Annotated in this window: 15 protein-coding genes; 7 read left to right on the plus strand and 8 right to left on the minus strand. The window is 76.8% G+C overall.

The features are described 5' to 3' along the window. Window positions 1-104 precede the first annotated feature (104 nt). The 3 genes from AB0C99_RS04875 to AB0C99_RS04885 all read right to left on the minus strand — a co-directional run bounded on the left by AB0C99_RS04875 (window position 105) and on the right by AB0C99_RS04885 (window position 4786). On the minus strand, window positions 105-2162 hold the full coding sequence (locus tag AB0C99_RS04875; RefSeq protein WP_362469307.1) for an FUSC family protein: 2058 nt from the start codon (window positions 2160-2162) through the stop codon (window positions 105-107). Between the two features lie 146 nt (window positions 2163-2308). Continuing rightward, window positions 2309-3400: an SGNH/GDSL hydrolase family protein gene (locus tag AB0C99_RS04880; protein WP_362469309.1), complete on the minus strand. Its 1092-nt coding sequence runs from the start codon at window positions 3398-3400 to the stop codon at window positions 2309-2311. 135 nt (window positions 3401-3535) lie between these two features. Continuing rightward, the gene (locus AB0C99_RS04885) at window positions 3536-4786 is read right to left on the minus strand and encodes a DUF2786 domain-containing protein (protein WP_362469312.1); all 1251 of its coding nucleotides are present in this window, start codon (window positions 4784-4786) and stop codon (window positions 3536-3538) included. A 170-nt stretch (window positions 4787-4956) separates the two neighbouring features. Here AB0C99_RS04885 and AB0C99_RS04890 point away from each other — a divergent pair, with 170 nt between their 5' ends. From AB0C99_RS04890 to AB0C99_RS04900, 3 genes are all read left to right on the plus strand, one after another. Beyond that, window positions 4957-5856: an ABC transporter ATP-binding protein gene (locus tag AB0C99_RS04890; RefSeq protein ID WP_362469314.1), complete on the plus strand. Its 900-nt coding sequence runs from the start codon at window positions 4957-4959 to the stop codon at window positions 5854-5856. Next, window positions 5850-7937 (plus strand): FtsX-like permease family protein, encoded by a 2088-nt coding sequence (locus AB0C99_RS04895; RefSeq protein WP_362469317.1) that lies wholly within the window; start codon window positions 5850-5852, stop codon window positions 7935-7937. Before AB0C99_RS04890 ends, AB0C99_RS04895 begins: the two co-directional genes overlap by 7 nt. A gap of 249 nt (window positions 7938-8186) precedes the next feature. Next, window positions 8187-8669 (plus strand): DUF1877 family protein, encoded by a 483-nt coding sequence (locus tag AB0C99_RS04900; RefSeq protein WP_362469319.1) that lies wholly within the window; start codon window positions 8187-8189, stop codon window positions 8667-8669. Between the two features lie 122 nt (window positions 8670-8791). Here the strand turns inward: AB0C99_RS04900 and AB0C99_RS04905 are convergent, their stop codons facing one another. Next, entirely contained in the window at window positions 8792-9709 is a 918-nt protein-coding gene (locus AB0C99_RS04905; protein WP_362469322.1) for an NADP-dependent oxidoreductase, read from the minus strand. 143 nt (window positions 9710-9852) lie between these two features. Between AB0C99_RS04905 and AB0C99_RS04910 the strand changes: the two genes are divergently transcribed. Next, the gene (locus AB0C99_RS04910; protein ID WP_362469325.1) at window positions 9853-11115 is read left to right on the plus strand and encodes a LuxR C-terminal-related transcriptional regulator; all 1263 of its coding nucleotides are present in this window, start codon (window positions 9853-9855) and stop codon (window positions 11113-11115) included. Between the two features lie 118 nt (window positions 11116-11233). Then, window positions 11234-12931 carry a bifunctional 3'-5' exonuclease/DNA polymerase gene (locus AB0C99_RS04915; protein ID WP_362469328.1) on the plus strand — a complete coding sequence of 566 codons (1698 nt, stop codon included), beginning with the start codon at window positions 11234-11236 and terminating at the stop codon, window positions 12929-12931. A 78-nt stretch (window positions 12932-13009) separates the two neighbouring features. Here the strand turns inward: AB0C99_RS04915 and AB0C99_RS04920 are convergent, their stop codons facing one another. Both AB0C99_RS04920 and AB0C99_RS04925 read right to left on the minus strand, forming a co-directional pair. Then, the gene (locus AB0C99_RS04920) at window positions 13010-14311 is read right to left on the minus strand and encodes a hypothetical protein (RefSeq protein WP_362469330.1); all 1302 of its coding nucleotides are present in this window, start codon (window positions 14309-14311) and stop codon (window positions 13010-13012) included. Between the two features lie 189 nt (window positions 14312-14500). After that, window positions 14501-15010, minus strand: coding sequence for a SigE family RNA polymerase sigma factor (locus AB0C99_RS04925; RefSeq protein ID WP_362469333.1), 510 nt, complete (start codon window positions 15008-15010; stop codon window positions 14501-14503). Window positions 15011-15133: 123 nt separating this feature from the next. Here AB0C99_RS04925 and AB0C99_RS04930 point away from each other — a divergent pair, with 123 nt between their 5' ends. Both AB0C99_RS04930 and AB0C99_RS04935 read left to right on the plus strand, forming a co-directional pair. Further along, a complete protein-coding gene (locus AB0C99_RS04930) occupies window positions 15134-15526 on the plus strand; it encodes a DUF6479 family protein (protein WP_362469335.1) in 393 nt (130 codons plus the stop codon). A 2-nt stretch (window positions 15527-15528) separates the two neighbouring features. Further along, window positions 15529-15993: a hypothetical protein gene (locus tag AB0C99_RS04935; protein ID WP_362469338.1), complete on the plus strand. Its 465-nt coding sequence runs from the start codon at window positions 15529-15531 to the stop codon at window positions 15991-15993. A gap of 105 nt (window positions 15994-16098) precedes the next feature. Here AB0C99_RS04935 and AB0C99_RS04940 read toward each other — a convergent pair whose 3' ends face one another. Beyond that, window positions 16099-16308 (minus strand): hypothetical protein, encoded by a 210-nt coding sequence (locus AB0C99_RS04940; RefSeq protein ID WP_362469341.1) that lies wholly within the window; start codon window positions 16306-16308, stop codon window positions 16099-16101. Then, the gene (locus AB0C99_RS04945; RefSeq protein WP_362469344.1) at window positions 16308-17606 is read right to left on the minus strand and encodes a cation:proton antiporter; all 1299 of its coding nucleotides are present in this window, start codon (window positions 17604-17606) and stop codon (window positions 16308-16310) included. Before AB0C99_RS04945 ends, AB0C99_RS04940 begins: the two co-directional genes overlap by 1 nt.

A 17606-nucleotide genomic window follows, 5' to 3' on the forward strand; every position in this document is an offset into this window, starting at 1 on the left:
TTCATATGCCGCTGCATGAGCAGATGCACGTGCACGCGGGGTGGCGTAGTGACTACGCGACTGTACGTAGAAGGACTTGACGGCAGGTCAGACGGTTCCCGGGATCAGGCCCGGGACGATTCGGCCAGGGCCGTCGTCAGCTCGTCCATCGCCGCCAGCAGCAGCGGGGCGCCCTTGCGCAGCAGGAAGTGGTCCGGCGCGCCCTCCCCCGCCTCCCACCGCCCGACCAGCTCCCGCAGCTCGTCCCAGCGCGGCGGCCTGCGCTCCCGGACCTCCTTCGCGCCCCGCTCCGTGGAGCGCCGCAGCGCCTCGGCGAGGGCGGCGGCCTCCGGGACCGGCGGGGCGCCCCGCTCGGGCAGGTGGGCCTCCAGGAGCATGGCGACCCGGCCGAGCTGGGCCAGCGCGTGCGCGGCCCCGTCGGCCGCCGCGTGCGACAGGCCCCGGTGCCGGACCGGCTCGTGCCCGGCCCGGGCCAGCGCCTCCTGCCAGCCGACGCGGGCGGCCCGGGTGCCGAGCAGCGCCTCGCGCACGTCGGGGCAGGACGGCCCGGCCGGGTCGGCGTACCGGGTGACGACGGCCGCCGCGTACCGCCCGTCGGCGACCAGCCAGTCCGCCAGCCGGCCGCGCAGCCGGGGCGTCTCCCAGGCCGGGTAGACCGCGTACGCCAGCATCGCGAGCAGCCCGCCGAGGAGGGTCAGCAGCACCCGGTCGCGGATCGTCTGGGACAGGCCCTCGCCCGCCATGCCCAGCAGGAAGACGACGTAGGCGGCGACGAAGACCTGGTTCATCGCGTAGCCGGTGCGCATCAGCAGGTACATCCCGAACGCGCACAGCACCGCGAGCGCCGCCGAGGCGTACGTGTCCGGGTGCCCGGCCTGCACGATGCCCGAGGCGATGGTGACCCCGACGAGGGTGCCGCCGAAGCGGGCCACCGAGCGCGCGTACGTCTGCGAGAAGTCCGGGCGCATCACCATCACCGAGGCCATCGGCGCCCAGTAGCCGTGCCCGAGCGGCAGGGCGGTGCCGATCAGATAGCCGGCGGAGGCGACCGCCGTGACCCGGATCGCGTGCCGCAGGATCGGCGACTCGTGGCGCAGCTCGGCGCGCATCTTGCCGAACGCGACCGGCACCAGCTCGACGAGGGTGGGGCGGCTGCGCGTCTCGGCGGCGGTCTCGGTGCGCGGCTCGGCGGTCTCCACGACGTCGCCGAGGAGCGCGGCGAGCCGGCTCGCGGCCCGGCGGGGCGCGCCGGTCAGCACCGCCCCGGTGTCGGGGGTGCGCAGCGCGGCGACGGCGGCGGCCGGCAGCTCGACGGGTTCGCCGCGCCGGATGGCGTGCGCGGCGGCGTCCAGCAGCTCGCCCGCGGCGGCCAGCAGCTCGCGCACCCGGTCCCGCTGCGGGCCCTCGGCGGGGGCTCCGACGGCGGGGTCGGCGAGGGAGGCGAGGACCGGCCGGATCCGTTCGGCGAGGCCGCGCGCCCCGTGCAGTTCGGCGGGGCGGCGGCGGGCCTGGCGCGGGGTGACGGCGGCGGCGCTGCGGGCGGTCATCAGGGGGACGGGGTCGAAGGAGGCGGTCGGGTCGTGGCGCAGCCGCCGGGCGTAGTCGGCCTCGGCGGCGAGGGCGTCGGCGAGCGCGTCGCGCTGCACGCCCCAGCGGCGCACCGGCAGGAGGACGATGAGCGCGGCCTGGACGAGCCCGCCGACGGCGATCATCGCGGCGTGTCCGGCGGCGGTGGCGACGGAGGTCGGCAGGGTGACCGTGACCAGCATGATCGCCACGTTGGAGGCGGCGATGATGCCGACGGTGGGCCCGGCGGCCCAGGCCAGCCCGGAGAGGAAGGTCCACACCGCCAGGAGCACCAGGAAGAGCACCGTGTGGGAGGCGGTGAGATAGCCGAGGAAGGTGGAGACGGCGAGGCTGGCGCCGGAGGCGAGCGCGAGGGTGGGGCGGGGGCGGTAGGAGCGCTGGAAGGTGGCGATCGCGGCCTGGAAGGCGCCGAACGCGGACGAGGCCGCCACGGCGGGCCCGAACAGCGCGAGCGACGCGCCGACGACGAGTGCGAGGCCGAGCGCGCCGCGTGCGGCCACGGCGGGTTCGAGACGGCGCCGCTCGACGGAGAGCCCCGAGCGCGCGGTCTCCTTCAGCGCCCGGAGCCAGCTCATGGAGCCGAGCCTAGTCGCGTTGTGGGGCGAAACGGGCATTCGGCGGCACGGCGCCCCCGCCCCGAGGAGCCCGGGACGGGGGCCGGAACCCGGACGGGAGTCCGGGCCAGAGCCGGACGGCCCGCGGGGCGCGGGCCGTCCGGCCGTCAGGCGAGGGCCTTGCGGACCGCGGCCTCCACCTGGGCGGCCGCGTGGGCGTGGCCGGCCGCGTTGGGGTGCACGACGGTGGCCTTGGTCCCGTCGGAGCACTTCAGGGTGAAGGGGCTGACGACGACCGAGGCCGGCCAGTACGAGGCGGCCTCGCCGCAGACGCCCTCGACCCACTTGGCGCCCTTGGAGCCGCAGGCGTCGTGGCCGGTGCCGCCGGCGGCGGTGTCGACGAAGGTGCCGTCGCTCAGCTCGGTGATGGCCTCGATGATCGCGTTGAGGTGGGTGTTCACCTCGTGCAGCCAGGCGATGTCCCCGTGGGTGGCCGAGATCCTGCCGACGCCGTCGATGTCGGCCGCCAGCTCGGTGGTGTCCTGGCGGTCGCAGGAGGAGGCGTCCGCCGGGAAGATCACGGGGTAGCCGACCGTGATGACCTCGGCGCGGGGCGCCTTCTCGTGCACGGCGCGGATCATCCCCGCGTACTCCCGGGTGATCCGGTCGTACTTGTCGTGGATCGACTCGGGGTCGAGGAACGGGCCGCCCGCCTCGTAGGCGTCCCGGCAGGGCGTGGCGTCGTCGGGCTGCCCGTACCCGGCGAGCAGGCAGGACGCGAAGACCTTGCCGAAGGGCAGGTCGTTGCCGCCGATGCCGATCGTCACCACCTCCGTCCGCTCGTCCAGCCCGGCCCGCTCGACCTGCGCGGCGACGCTCGGCCAGCCGCCCTCGGGGGGCTCGACCGGGCTGATCGGGGTCTGCCGGGCCGAGGTGACGTCGGCGATGGCCGCGGCACCGCAGCTCACGTCCGTCAGGGTCACCTTCCGGCCACCGGGCGGGGCGGCGGCCAGCTTCGCCGCGACGAGGTCCGGGTAGGCGCCGGTGGTGCGGTCGCAGCCGTCGCGGTCCGCGCCGCCCAGCGGGGGGCTCGGGTCGCCGACGAAGACGCCCGAGGTGAACGAGTCGCCGAGCGCCGCCCAGCGGACCGGCTCGGGCGCCGCCGCCGAGGCCGTACCGGGCAGGGCGGCGGCCAGGGTCAGCGCGGTGACCGCGCCGAGCGCGACCCTCCGGGCGAAGGAGCTCTTGAGGTGGAACACGCGGTTCTCCCAGGGGCAGGAACGGCAGGGGCGGAAACCGGACAGTCGGTTACTTCACGTACTCAAACAGTCGCGTTCCGTGCCCGTCCAGCGCGCCGATGATCATTCACTCCCCCGTGTGCGGAGCCCCTCCCGTCAGCGGATCTCGCCCCTCGGCGGCGCCCCCAGACCCGCCCGGTCCGCCGCCGTGGTGCCGTGCGACCAGCCCTCCTCGTCCCAGGCGGCCCGCACCCTGCTGGTGCGGGTCTCGGGGAAGAGCTCGTCCGTGCGGGCCGAGACCGCGACCTCGCGGGTGGCCAGCGCGGGCAGCAGGCTTGGGGCCTCGGCGGCCACCCGGCGGGAGGTCGCGGAGAGCCGGGCGCCGAGCCGGTTCGCGTACGCGAGCAGGAAGGACTGGCGGAAGGACTTGGTGCGCTTGCGGCCGCCCGCCCGCTGCGCCGCCTCCGCCCGGGTCATCGCGGCCGTGCCCTGCACCAGCAGCGAGGTGTACAGCAGCTCGACCGGGTCCAGGTCGGCCTCGAAGCCGACGACCGTCGAGAAGCCGAGGCTCTCGCTCCACACCGCCCGGCAGTGGTTCGCCGTCGCCACCGCGTCCAGCAGGATCGCCTTCGCCTGCTCGTACGGGGCGTCCACGCCGATCCGCAGCGCCCCCGGCGCCTCCGGCGTGGGCGCGCCCGCCGCCAGGCCCGCCTCGTCGAGGCTGTGCCGGGCCATCAGCTCCTGGGCCTTGGCGGTCAGCGCCTCGGCCTCCTCCGGGTAGGTGGTCGCCTCGGCCTTCGCGAGCAGCGCCCGGATCCGCGACAGCGTCTTCGGCTCGCCCGCGACGGGCGGCGGCAGCGGCTCGCCCGGCACCGGGCCGACCGCGTCGAGCCGGGGCAGCCGGACCAGCAGCCGGTACAGCTCCAGGACGGCGGTCGCATACGAGAAGCGGTCGGCGGTCCAGTCCGCCGGGCCGAGCGCGTCGAGCTGCCCGCGCCAGCGGTGCGGGAGGCGCTCGTAGCGGGCCGTCTCGGCGCGGACGATCCCGGTGAGCAGCCGCACGTGCTCCTCCGCCAGGTCGCGGCGGGCGATCCGGACGAGGTCGGCGGGCTGCCAGCCGCGCGTCCACAGCGAGCGGACGAACTCCTCGCCGCGCCGAGCGAGTTCCGCGTCGGCGGCGGGGGCGGCGGCGAGCCGGGAGGCCGCCGTGTCCAGGTCCCGGTCGTCGTTCCCGTACAGCGCGGCGAGGGCCTCCTCGACGGTACGGGCGGCGGAGTCGGCGCCCGCGTTGTCGCGCGCGGCGCCGTCGGCGGCGCGCCCTCGGCGGTCGCGGCCGTCGCGGCCGTCGCGCCCGCCGCCGCCCGTACCGGTACCTCTGCCCGTACCCGTACCCGTGCCCCTGCCCATGCCGGGTGCCTCCTCACGCCCTGGTGTCCGCCGCCATCGTCCCAGGCCGGGGGCGGGGGCGGGGGCCGGGGACGGGAGGAAGGCCGACCCCCGGGGTAGGGCCAGGCCCACCCCCGAGGCGCCCTCCAGCGGTCGTGACCCGGGGGCGGTCCGGACGGTTCGCTGGAGCCATGACCACCACCGCCGTACGGCTGCGCGGACTGCGCCGCCACCACCGTGACGTCCGCGCCCTCGACGGCGTCGACCTCGACCTGCCCGCCGGCGGCTTCACCGCCGTCATGGGGCCCTCCGGCTCCGGGAAGTCCACCCTGCTCCAGTGCGCGGCGGGCCTGGACCGGCCCACGGCCGGGACCGTCGAGATCGGCGGGATCCGGCTGGACGGGCTCGGCGAGCGGCGGCTGACGCTGCTGCGACGGGAGCGGATCGGCTTCGTCTTCCAGTCCTTCAACCTGCTGCCCACCCTGACCGCCGCCCAGAACGTGGCCCTGCCGCTGCTCCTCGCCGGGCGCCGGCCGCCCCGGGCCCGGGTGAGCGAGGCGCTCGCCCGGGTCGGGCTCGCGGGGCGGGAGCGGCACCGGCCCGCCGAGCTGTCCGGCGGGCAGCAGCAGCGGGTGGCGCTGGCCCGGGCGCTGATCACCTCCCCCGCCGTCCTCTTCGGCGACGAGCCGACCGGCGCCCTGGACTCGACGACCGGCCGCGAGGTGCTGGACCTGCTGCGCGGGCTCGTCGACGGGACCGGGCAGACCGTCGTCATGGTCACCCACGACCCGGTCGCCGCCGCCCGCGCGGACCGGGTGGTCTTCCTGGCCGACGGCCGGATCCGGGGCGAGCTGCACGCGCCGACGCCCGAGGCGGTCGCGGCCCGGCTGGCGGGGCTGGAGCGGGGCGGGCGGGGGAGCTCCGCCGCGTACGGGGGCGCGGGGAGTGCCGGGACGGCCGGCGGCGCCGGTGGTGCCGGAGCCGCCTGGGCTGCCGAGGGTGCCGGGACGGCCAAGGTCGCCGAGGCCACCGGGACCGCCGGGACGGCCGGGACGGCCAAGACCGCCGGGACCGGAGGTGCCGCGTGCTGAGTGTCGTCGTCGCCGGGCTGCGGGCGCGTTGGGCCGCGTTTCTCGGCGGGTTCACCGCGCTCGCGCTCGGGGTGGGGCTGCTGGTGGTGATGGGGCTCGGGCTGTCCGCCACCGCCGCCGCGCCCGAGCGGGCGCCGGAGCGGTTCGCGGGCTCGGCCGTCGTCGTGCAGGGGCAGGACCGGTTCACCGCCGAGGTGCGGCGGGGGCCCGGGAACGCCGTCGTGAGCCTGCCGCTCGACCGTCCACAGCCTGTGGACGCCGCGCTCCTGCGCGAGCTGCGCGCCCGCTGGACCGTCACCGCCTCGGGCGGCCCCGACGCCGTCGGCGTGGCCGGGCCCGCCGCCGAGGTCCGGGCGCTGGCCGGGGACCGGGCCCGGGTGCTCACCGGCGCCGAGCGGCGGCGCGCCGACCCCGGCGCCGACCGCGACGCGCAGGCCCTCGTCACCCTGAACGCCCTGCTCGGCACCGCCGGCGGCGTCACCGCCTTCGTCTCCGTCTTCGTCGTCGCCTCGACCTTCGCCTTCGGCGTCGCCCTGCGCCGCCGGGAGCACGGGCTGCTGCGCACCGCCGGGGCCACCCCCGGGCAGCTGCGCCGGGCGCTGCTCGCCGAGGCGGCCGTCGTCGGCGTGCTCGCCTCGGCGGCCGGCTGCCTGCTCGGCGGGCTCGGCGCGCCCCCGCTGGGCCGGATCCTGGTGTCCGGCGGGGTGGCGCCCGACTGGTTCGCCATCGGCACCGGGGCCGCGGCCTGGCCCTTCCACATGGCCTTCTGGACCGGGGTCGGCGTGGCCCTCGCGGGCGCCTTCGCCGCCTCCCGCCGGGCCGGGCGGGTCGGCCCGGCGGCGGCGCTGCGCGAGGCCGACGTCGACACCGACGTCCTGCCGCCCGGCCGGGCGCTGTGCGGCGCCGCGCTGCTGCTCGGCGGCCTCGGGCTGCTGGTGTGGACGGGCGCGACGGACCCCGCCGCGCTGCTCAAGCGCAAGACGTACGTCACCCTCCCGATGCTCCTGATCGCCGGCACCGCCCTGCTCGCCCCGCTCCTGGTCCGCCCGGCGGCCCGCGCGGTCCGGCTGCCGGGCGCGGTCGGCACCCTGGTCCGGGAGAACGGCGCCGCCGCCGTGCGCCGGACGGCCGCGGTCGCCGCCCCGGTCCTGGTGACGGTCGCCCTCAGCGGCACCCTGCTCGGCTCGGCGGCGACCGCGGCCGGCGCGAAGGCGGCCGAGGCACGGGGCCAGACGGCCGCCGCGTACGTCACGACCGGCACCGCCCTGCCGCGCACCGGGCCCGGCTCGGCCACCGGGGCCACCTCCCTGTTCGTACGGGACGGGGCGGAGGCCGTGGTCCGCTACGGGGCCCGCGCCGTGGCCGACCCCGCCGCCTGGGCCTCGTACACCAGGCTGCCCGTCGTCGCGGGCGACCTCCGGCGGCTGGACGACCGGTCGATCGTCGTCAACGAGGAGTTCGAGCGGCGCGGGGTCGGCGAGAGCGTCGAGGTGTGGACGGCGGACGGGCGCGGCCCGGTGCGGCTGCGGATCGCGGCCGTCCTCGCGCGCGGGACCGGCTCCAACGGCCCGTACGTCACCTGGGCGAACGCCCCCGGCGCGACCGCCGACCGGATCGACTCGGACCGGCCCTCGGCCGTGCCCGGCGGGACCACGCGGACCGCCGGCGCGTGGGCGGCGGCGGCCTTCCCCGGGGCCCTCGCGACCCAGGCGACCCGGCTGGGCCTGTTCCTGGTCCTCGGCATCGCCCTCGTCTACACGGTGATCGCGCTCGCCAACACCCTCCTGATGAGCACCTCGGTACGCGGCCGGGAGCTGGCCGCGCTGCGCCTGGCCGGGGCCACCCGGGCGCAGGCCCTGCGGGTGGTCGCGGGCGAGACGCTGCTCGCCGTCGGCATCGGCGCGGCGGGCGGCCTGGCCGTCACGGCGGCCTGGCTCGCCGCGCTGGGCGCCGGGCTCGCGGCCCTCTCCGCGCCCGTCGCGCTCGCCGTCCCGTGGGGGTGGACGGCGGCCGCGGCGGGGGTGTGCGCGGCGGTCGCGACGGCGGCGGCCGTGCTCCCCGCGTGGCGGCTCGCGCGCTGAGGGGCGAGGGTGGGGAGACGGGACGGGACAGGGACCGGGGTCGGAGCCGGGTCCCTGTCCCGTCCCGTTCGGCGGGGCCGCACCCCCGTGTCGCCCCCACCGGCTCCCCGGCGGCCCGCGCACCCGCCCTGACCGGGCCGGATGCCGGGATGATCACCCGGACGGATGCCCGGGCGAATGTCCGTGCGGGCCGGTAGGTTGCGGCTGTCGGTCCGAGGTGCGGACCGTCGAACGGGGAGCTGTACGACGATGCACATGCACCTGCGCGCGGCGGCGGGGGCGGAGATCAGGGACGACCACTCCTGGCTCGAAGCCTTCATGGCCACCGCATGGGCGCACCACGAGGTGGAGTACGCGGCGGGGGTGGCCGGCTCCATCGAGAAGGACTTCCGCCTGGTCCACGCGCTGTACGAGGCGAGCGGGGCCACGGCGGGCCGGCTGCCGGTCCTCGGCGGGCGGCAGCCGGCCGGGGCGCCCGCCGCCGCCCCGCCGCACCCGCCGCTGCGGGTCCTGGAGCCGGCCGGGGTGCGCGCCGCCGCCGCGTTCCTGACGGACGCCTCCTTCGAGGACCTGTGGGAGGCCGCGGGCCCCGGGATACACGCCTCCTTCGGCCCCGGCTGGCCGGAGGCCCTGGTCGCCGAGATCTTCCAGCGCCACCACCGCGACCTGCGCGCCTTCTACGGCCGCGCGGCGGCGGCGGGGCACACGGTGGTGAAGGCGGGGTGGGACTAGGGGCGGGGCCGGGGGCCGGGCAGACCGGGCGGGCCTGCGTGCTTGCGGGCCTGCGGGCCTGCGCGGCCGTCCGCGTGGGCCCGCCGCGCTGGCCCGCCGCACGGGCCGTCCGCCCGCTCCCGCTACAGGACGATGACCAGCTTGCCTCGGACGTGGCCCGACTCGCTCAGTTCCTGGGCGCGGGCCGCCTCCTTCAGCGGGAAGGTCTCCGCGAGGTCCAGTCGCAGCCGGCCCTCGGCGACCAGGCCGGCCACCTCCGTCAGGATGCCGCGCGCGGCGGACTCCTCGACGGTGACACCGGAGAAGACGATGCCGTGCTCGGCGGCGTCCGGCGCGGCGATGGTCACGATCCGGGACGTCTCGCCGCCCAGGAGCTCGACCGACACCGGCAGCGTGTCGTGGCCGGCCGCGTCGAACACCGCGTCGACGCCCTGCGGGGCGGCGGCCCGGACGCGGTCGATCAGGCCCTCGCCGTACGTCACCGGGACCACGCCCAGCTCCCGCAGGAACGCGTGGTTGCGCGCGGAGGCGGTGCCGATCACCGTCACACCCGCCGCGACGGCCAGCTGCGCCGCCACCGCGCCCACGACCCCGGCGGCGCCGTGCAGCAGCAGCGTCTCGCCGGAGCGGACGCCCAGCAGGTCCAGGACCCGGCGGGCGGTCTCGCCCGCGACCGGCACGGCCGCCGCCCGCGCCCAGTCGAGGCCGGCGGGCTTCGGGGCGACGGTCCCGGCGATGGCGTACTCGGCGTAGGCGCCGGTCTTCGTCCAGCCGAACACCTCGTCGCCGACGGCCAGTCCGGTCACCCCGTCGCCCAGCGACTCGACCGTGCCCGCGAACTCCAGGCCCGGGACGGCCGGGAAGCTCGTCGGGTAGAACTCCTCCACCCAGCCGTACCGGCGCTTCCAGTCCACCGGGTTGACGCCGACCGCCGCCACCTTGACCCGCACCTCGCCCGGACCGGGCTCCGGCGCGTCCACGGCCGTCTCGTGGCGCAGCACCTCGTGGCCGCCGAACCGCTCGTACACGATCGCTTCCATGACTCTCCCCGTCTCCGCCCCCGCTCCGGGGCCCGTTCGCCGATCCGTTCCGATGGATCAAGCATCCGGCCGCGCACCGGCCCGCCCCGCCGCCCGAACGGACAGTCCCACCTGACCGAAAGGACGGCCGTAGGGTGGACGGCATGGAACTGACCGCCACCAGCGCCCTGTTGGCCGCCCAGGACGTCATCCGGCAGCCGCTCGGCGCGATCCTGCCCCGGCTGTCCGCCGTCCTGGAACCGCTGATCCCGCACCGCGCGGCGGCCGAACTGTCCACGCACTGCGCCCACTCCCCGTTCAAGCGCACCGGGGACGACGACCCGGAGCTGCCGTTCACCGCCGCCGAGCTCACCCCGCTGCTCGCCGCCGGGACCCCCGGCGAGCCCTGGCAGGGCACCGCCCGGGTCGGCGGCGCCGAGCGCCAGGTGGTCGCGGTGCGCAGCGACGCCACCCCGCGCGGCTCCGTCCTCGTCCTCGTACGGGAGGACGGCGCCGCCCCGGCCGGGGCGCCCGAACTCGCCCTGGCGCAGGCCCTGTGGGACCTGGTGACCAGCCACTTCGAGCGCTTCGCGGGCGAGGCGGTGCCGGCCGCCCTGGCCCGCTCGCGGACCGCCGCCGACACCCGGGCCCGGGTCACCGCCGAGCTCACCACGGCGCACGCCGCCGCGCTCTCCGGGCTCCTCGGGGTGCTTCGCAGCCGCGCCCTGGACGACACCGCCGCCCGGGCCACCGCCACCGAGCTCGCCGTGTCGTCCCTGATCGAGCTGCGGGCCGAGTCCCAGCGGGACAGGTCCGTCGCCGAGGAGACGGCCGCGGAGGCGTTCGCCCGGCTCTCCGACGTGCTGCGCCCGATGCTGCGGCACAGCACCGTGCGGCTCGAACTCGGCCCGCCGGAGGCCGTCCGCACCCTGCCCGCCGACGTGGCGCACGGCACCCGCGCGATCGTACGGGCGCTGCTCCTGATCGTCCTGGAGCAGGAGGCGGTCTCCCGGGTGCACGTCGGCTGGACGCTGACCGAGCACGAGCTGCGGGCGACCGTGCGCGACGACGGGCCGGGGCTGCTGGACACCTGCCCGTACGGCGCGGGCAGCGTCACCGACCGTCTTGAGGTGCTCGGCGGGCGGCTGGAGTTCGACGCGGTGCCCGGCTGGGGCACCACCGTCACCGCCACCGTGCCGCTCGCCACCCCCGAGGCGCCCGCCGCCGCGATGAGCCCGCTGACCGGGCTCGGGGAGCGCGAGGTGGAGGTGCTGACCCATCTGGCGCTCGGGCACCGCAACCGGCAGATCGCGCAGGAGCTGCACATCAGCGAGTCGACGGTGAAGTTCCACGTCGCCAACATCCTGAACAAGCTCGGGGTCGGCTCCCGGGGCGAGGCGGCGGCGCTCTTCCACCGGGCGGCCTGACCCCGCGCGGCCCCGGTCCGCCCGGTCCTGGTCCCGGCCCCGGCCCCGGTCCCGGTCCCGGTCCCGGTCCCGGTCCGCCTCCCGGGGATTGTCAGTGGCGGCTGCCAGACTCGCACCCGTGAACGAACGGTGGGCACTCGCGCCCGAGCCGGAGGGCGACGGGGCGCTGCTCGTCCCCCTCGGGCCCGACGGGCTGCCCGCCGGGCCGGTGCGCCGCGAGCCGGACCTGGTGGCCGCCGTCCGCGCCCGCCCGGACGTGGCCCGCTGGGTCTGGCGCGCCACCTCCGAGGTCTATCCCCGGCTGCTCGCCGCCGGGGTCAGGGTCGAGCGGTGCTACGACGTGGAGGACGCCGAGCAGCTCCTGCTCGGCCACGAGGGGCGGCTCGGCGAGCCCCGCTCGGCCGCCGCCGCCTGGGCCCGGCTGCGGGACGCCCCGGTGCCGCCCGACCCGCCGGCCAGGGCCGCCGAGCCCGGCTCGCAGGACTCCCTCTTCGAGCCGGTGGCCGCCGCCGGAATCCCCTTCGACGGGCTCCTCCAGGTGTACGCGGAGCAGCAGCGGCGGCACGACCTGGCCGGGCACCCGGGGCGGCTGCGGCTGCTCACCGCCGCCGAGTCGGCCGGGATGCTGGTCGCCGCCGAGATGCACCGGGCCGGGCTGCCGTGGCGGGCCGACGTGCACCGGGAGGTGCTGCACGGCCTGCTCGGCGAGCGGTACGCGGGCGGCGGCGAGCCCCGCAGGCTGGCGGAGCTGGCCGACGAGGTGTCCGCCGCGTTCGGGCACCGGGTGCGGCCCGACCTGCCCGCCGACGTGCTGAAGGCGTTCGCGCGGGCCGGGATCCGGGTGCGGTCCACCCGGCGCTGGGAGCTGGAGGAGGTCGACCACCCGGCGGTCGCCCCGCTCATCGCGTACAAGAAGCTCTACCGGATCTGGACCGCGCACGGCTGGTCCTGGCTGGCCGACTGGGTGCGCGACGGCCGCTTCCGCCCGGAGTACCTGCCGGGCGGCACGGTCAGCGGGCGCTGGACCACCAACGGCGGCGGGGCGCTGCAGATCCCCAAGGTGATCCGGCAGGCCGTCGTCGCCGACGAGGGCTGGCGGCTGGTGGTCGCCGACGCCGACCAGATGGAGCCGCGGGTGCTGGCCGCGATCTCCCGCGACCCCGGCCTGATGGAGGTCGCGGGCCACCCCGACGACCTGTACACCCGCCTGTCCGACCGGGCGTTCTCCGGCGACCGGGACCACGCGAAGCTGGCGCTGCTGGGCGCGATCTACGGGCAGACCAGCGGCGACGGCCTGAAGAACCTGGCGGCGCTGCGCCGCCGCTTCCCGCGCGCGGTGGCCTATGTGGACGAGGCGGCGAAGGCGGGCGAGGAGGGCCGCCTGGTGCGCACCTGGCTCGGCCGCACCAGCCCGAAGGCGGCGGGGGCGGCCGAGGCCGAGGAGGCGGGCCTGCCGCAGGGCCCGCCGGGCGGCCCGGAGGAGGAGCCCTCCGGGGCGTACGTGCCGGGGTACGCGTCGAGCGACGCGCGCGCCCGGGGCCGCTTCACGCGGAACTTCGTGGTGCAGGGCAGCGCCGCCGACTGGGCCCTGCTGATGCTGGCGGCCCTGCGCCGGGCCACCGCCGGGATGCGCGCCGAGCTGGTCTTCTTCCAGCACGACGAGGTGATCGTGCACTGCCCGGCCGAGGAGGCGGCGGCGGTGACGGAGGCGATCCGGGCGGCGGGCGACGAGGCGGGGCGGATCGCGTTCGGCGAGACGCCGGTGCGCTTCCCGTTCACGACGGCGACGGTGGAGCGGTACTCCGACGCGAAGTGAGGCGGGACGGGAAGCGGCGGGGACGGCGGGGAAGACCGGCCGGGCCTCCGCCGAGGCCCGGCCGGCCGCTCTGGGGGGCTACCGCGCGGTGAGCGCGCGCCACTTGGGGCTCAGCGCGATCTCCTTGAGCTGCTTCGTGGTCAGCGCCGGCTGGGCCCGGGTCGCCGGGTCGTAGTGGGTGGCGGAGTTGGACGCGGAGACGACGACCCGGAAGTCGTCGACGGCGAGGGTGTCGGCGCTCCACCAGACGACGCCCTCGATGTCCTTGTCGCCGGGCCCCTTCGTCAGCTTGACCAGCGTGCCGTCGGGCTGGGTGGTGACGCCGGCGCCGCCGAAGACGTCGCCGCGGATGCCGGTCATGCCGGGCTGGACGTCGATCTGGACCAGGCTCTTGCCCTTGCCGTCGTCGACGATCACGTAGCTGAAGCTCTCCGTGCCCTTGCCGACCACCTTGGTGCCCCGGGGCAGCAGCGAGATCAGGGTGGCCTGGATTTCGGAGCGGCTCGGCCCGGCGGGGGGCATCTGAGGGCTGCCCGGGAGCGGCTTCTGCGGACCGGGCAGGCGCTTGAGCAGCTGCTGCCAGCCCTTGGCCGTGACCAGGGCCTTCATCTGGGCCGGGCTGAAGGGCGGGTCGGTCCGGCTGACCGGGGAGCCCTTCTCGGCCGCCGCGTTGTACTCGCTGACGTCGACGAGGAAGCCGTCCCTGGTGAGCAGCACCGCCCGCCAGTTCTTGGTCTCCTCGCGGCGGTCGGCGTACTCGTAGCCCTGGAGGACCATCAGGCGCGAGCCGTCGGCCAGCCTCTGCTCGGTGCAGTCGTCGAAGCGGCTGCCGACCTTGTCCGGGCAGGTCACCTGGCCGCCGCCGCTCTCCCCGTCGCCGGAGGCGCGGTAGAGGCCGACGGTGACGGCCGCCTTGCCCTTGCCGTCGTCGTAGACGGCGGAGACCGACTGGCCGCGGCCCTCCGGGTCCTGGACCTCCCACTTCCCGGCCGGGGTGTTGGCCTTGAGGACGGCGGCCATCGAGGCGACCGGGATGTCCGGCTCGCCGCCGGGCTTCCCGCCGGTGTCCACGGCCGGGGTGCCGCCGGTCTTGGTGCCGGCCGCGACCGAGACCCCGGCGGGGCCGCCGGAACCGGTGCCGAGCAGGGAGCCGCCGTACACCCCGCCGACGCCGATCGCGGCGAGCGCGAGGGCTCCGGTGGCGGTGGCCACGCGGCGGCGGATCAGCCTGCGGCGGCCCCGGGCGAGGCCGCCCGCGACCAGCTCGCGGCGGTCCTCGGCGACGAAGCCGTCGCCGGTGGAGCGCAGCACGGCGCCGAGCTCCTCCTCGAAGCGGGTCCGGTCCTGGTCGTTCGGGTCGTGGTCTCTGTGCTGGGACATCGCGAAGTCACCGTCTCCGGTTCAGGGTGGGGAAGGGCTGAGGGCGGGGGCGGGGCCGGCGGGTCGGCGGAACCGGCGGACTCGGTGCGTTCGGGTGGGTCGGTGGGTTCGTCGAGCTCGTCGAGCTCGTCGAGCTCGTCGAATTCGACGGGATCAGTGGGTGCGGTGGGTTCAGTGGGTGCGGTGGGTTCAGTGGGCGGCGAACTCGCTGATGCTGCCGCCGAGCCGGCGGCGCAGGGTCGCCAGGGCGCGGCTGCACCGGGTGCGGACCGCCGCGGAGCTCACGTGCAGGGCGTCGGCGGTCTCCTCGACGCTGCGGTCCTCCCAGTACCGCAGGACGACCACCGCGCGGTCCTTGGGCGCGAGCCCGGCGAGGGCGTCGAGCAGGGCGATCCGCAGGGCGGGGTCCTGGCCGCCGTCGGCTATGTGGTCGGGGAGCTCGCCGAGCGGGCGCTCGGTGGCCGAGCGGCGCCGCTGGTGGCTGAGGAAGCTGCGGACCAGGACCGTCTGCGCGTACCCCGCCGGGTTTTCCACCCGGTGCATCCGGCCCCAGTGCGTGTACATCCGGCCGAGGGTGTCCTGCACCAGGTCCTCGGCGAGGTGGGTGTCGCCGCTGGTCAGCAGGCATGCCGAGCGGAACAGATGTGCCGAGCGGGCTGAGGCGAACTCCAGGAAGCCGTCCGCGCGGGACTGTCTCATGTCCCCCCTTCCGTCGCTGTCGGTGCGCTCACATCTGACTGACGCGACGGGCGCCGGGAAATGTTTCAGAACCCGTCCCCGGCTCGTGCATCCAAACGGGGCAAAACGGGGTAATCCTGGAGTATGAACACTTTCCTCGTGGGTTCCGCCCAGGTCACCACGGCGGCCGGTGTCTGGCAGTCCGGCCTCGCCCAGGTCCTCGGCGGACTGATCGTGGTCCTCGTCCTGATCGGCGCCGTCTGGCTCGGTTTCCGGCAGCGGGACCGGGAGTCGGACCCGCCCACCCCGGAGCAGCAGCCGCACCGCCCGGACACCGACGCGCTGCCCGGTGAGATGTCCGAGTACCGCAGGCCCGCCGAGATGCCGCGGACCGACAGCGCGCACCGGCTCATGCCGTACCAGCTCAAGGAGTCCGGGACCGAGACCTCGCCGGACCCGCCGAGCGAGGAGAAGCGCAAGTGGGGCGGCATCTCCAGCGGCGGCTTCGGCAGCGGCGGGACCGGCCACGGCGACTGACCGTGGACGAGCACGCGGTGCCCACCGGTACGCGGCCCCGGGAGGTCGCGTACCGCCTCCTCGGCTCCTACGCCGAGGCCGACGAGGCCCTGCGGGAGGCGGAGCGCGGCGCCGGGCCCGGCGCGCCCGCCCCCGGGGCCCTCGTCCGGTCGCTGGTCCGGGTCTGCCTGGCCCGGCTGCGGGCGCGCGAGGCGGCGCGCGGCGGCCCGGCGCCCGGCTCGCTGGGGAGCGGGCCCGGTGAGGAGGCCGTCCTGGACGTGCTGAGCCCCGCGGAGAAGGTGGCGTACGTGCTGCACGACGACTTCGGCGTGCCGTTCGGCGCGATCGGCCCCGCCCTGGGGCTGGCCCCCTCGGCCGCCCGGCAGCTCGCCGCCCGGGCCCGCCGCCGGCTGGCGGAGACGGACCTGATGCCGGATCCGGGGCCGGCCACGACGGCCGCCCCCGCACCGGCGCCCGCACCGGCCTGAGCCCGTCCCCGCACCCGCACCCGCCTGAGCCCGCACCCTCCGCCGTATCCCAGAGCAACGCCGCAGGGCCCGTCCCCCACCTCGGGGGACGGGCCCTGCGCGGTCTCACGCGGCCGGTACGGCGCCGGTCACCCAGCGGGCCAGGACGCCCTGGCGGCCGGGGCCCGCCGTGGCACCGGCCAGTTCGGCCAGGAAGCGGTCCACCTCGCCGTCGCCGCGCACGACGGCGACGATGCGGCAGGCCCGGGTGATCACGACGGTGCCGTTGACGCGGTGCTCGTAACCGAAGAGCCGGGAGGGGTGCGTGGGGTGCATCAGGCGGCTCCGACCTTCTCCTTGGCGGGGCCCTCGGCCGGCGCCGCCGCGTCGGAGCCGGCCGGCGCGGGGCCGCCCACTCCCAGCAGGCGCAGGATCGGGCCCGCCATCGCGGTGGTGACCAGGGCCATCAGGACCATCATCGTGAACAGTTCCGGCCCGATCAGGCCCAGCTCGCGGCCGATGCCGAGGATGACGATCTCGGTCAGGCCGCGGGTGTTCATCAGGGTGCCGAAGGCCCCCGCGTCCCGCCAGCTCATCCCGGAGAACCGGGCGGGCAGGGCGGCGCCCGCGAACTTGCCGACGACCGCGGCGACCAGCACCAGCAGCAGGGCCGCGAGGCCGGACCAGCCGATCGCGCCGATGTCGACGGAGAGGCCGGTGACCACGAAGAAGACCGGCAGGAGCAGCGAGGACGCCTTCTCCAGCGGCAGTTCGATCTGCTGGTGCAGGGCCTTGTGCTCGCCGCCCTCGCCCCGCCTCGGCATGATCAGGCCGAAGGCGAAGGCGCCGAAGATGGCGTGGATGCCGACCCAGGAGGTGGCGTACGCGGAGAGCAGCACGCCCGCCGCGACGACCGCGAGCCGTCCGTTGCCCGACCAGCGCAGCACCTTGTGGAGCAGCGGGCGGACCACGAAGAGCATCGCCGCCGCGTACACCGCGGTCCAGGCGAGCACCGCGAAGAAGCCGCCGGAGCCGCCGGAGCCCGCCATCGCCACCACCAGGACGAGCACGCACCAGGCGACCACGTCGCCGGCGGCGGCGCAGGCCATGGCGGTGGTGCCGACCCGGGTGGTGCCGAGGCCCTGGTCCCGGATGATCCGGGCCAGCACCGGGAAGGCGGTGATGGAGAAGGCCGTGGCCAGATAGAGGACGAACATGTCCCGGCCGACCCCGGCGGGCGCCAGCGAGCCGTACAGCAGCGTCGCCGCTCCGGCGCCCACCGCGAAGGGGACGGCCATCGCGAGGACGGCCGTGGAGCCGACCGAGGCGGTGCGGCCGCGCAGCTTGCCGAGGTCGAGTTCCCAGCCGGCCAGGAACATGAAGAGCGCGAGGCCGACCTGGGCGACCGCCGACAGCATCGGCCGGGCCTCGGGCGGGAAGAGCAGCGCGGGCAGGTTCCCCGGCAGGAGCCCCAGCAGGCTGGGGCCGAGCATCAGTCCGGCGGCGATCTCCGCCACCACGGGCGGCTGGTGGATCCGCCGCGCGAGTCTGACCATGACGGCCCCGACCAGCAGGACGATCGCGACGTCGGCGAGGACCACCGCCTCGATCGGTACAGCATGGGACGCTGCCAT

This window comes from Streptomyces sp. NPDC048659, from assembly GCF_040650575.1.
In the GTDB taxonomy this organism is placed as follows: Bacteria; Actinomycetota; Actinomycetes; order Streptomycetales; family Streptomycetaceae; genus Streptomyces.

Bases quoted from the DNA above. Each gene is read 5' to 3' on its own strand.
- AB0C99_RS04900 (WP_362469319.1), top strand. From the start codon at position 8,187: ATGCACATGCACCTGCGCGCGGCGGCGGGGGCGGAGATCAGGGACGAC.
- AB0C99_RS04910 (WP_362469325.1), top strand. From the start codon at position 9,853: ATGGAACTGACCGCCACCAGCGCCCTGTTGGCCGCCCAGGACGTCATC.
- AB0C99_RS04925 (WP_362469333.1), bottom strand. From the start codon at position 15,010: ATGAGACAGTCCCGCGCGGACGGCTTCCTGGAGTTCGCCTCAGCCCGC.
- AB0C99_RS04875 (WP_362469307.1), bottom strand. From the start codon at position 2,162: ATGAGCTGGCTCCGGGCGCTGAAGGAGACCGCGCGCTCGGGGCTCTCC.
- AB0C99_RS04920 (WP_362469330.1), bottom strand. From the start codon at position 14,311: ATGTCCCAGCACAGAGACCACGACCCGAACGACCAGGACCGGACCCGC.
- AB0C99_RS04885 (WP_362469312.1), bottom strand. From the start codon at position 4,786: ATGGGCAGGGGCACGGGTACGGGTACGGGCAGAGGTACCGGTACGGGC.
- AB0C99_RS04890 (WP_362469314.1), top strand. From the start codon at position 4,957: ATGACCACCACCGCCGTACGGCTGCGCGGACTGCGCCGCCACCACCGT.
- AB0C99_RS04905 (WP_362469322.1), bottom strand. From the start codon at position 9,709: ATGGAAGCGATCGTGTACGAGCGGTTCGGCGGCCACGAGGTGCTGCGC.
- AB0C99_RS04930 (WP_362469335.1), top strand. From the start codon at position 15,134: ATGAACACTTTCCTCGTGGGTTCCGCCCAGGTCACCACGGCGGCCGGT.
- AB0C99_RS04940 (WP_362469341.1), bottom strand. From the start codon at position 16,308: ATGCACCCCACGCACCCCTCCCGGCTCTTCGGTTACGAGCACCGCGTC.
- AB0C99_RS04945 (WP_362469344.1), bottom strand. From the start codon at position 17,606: ATGGCAGCGTCCCATGCTGTACCGATCGAGGCGGTGGTCCTCGCCGAC.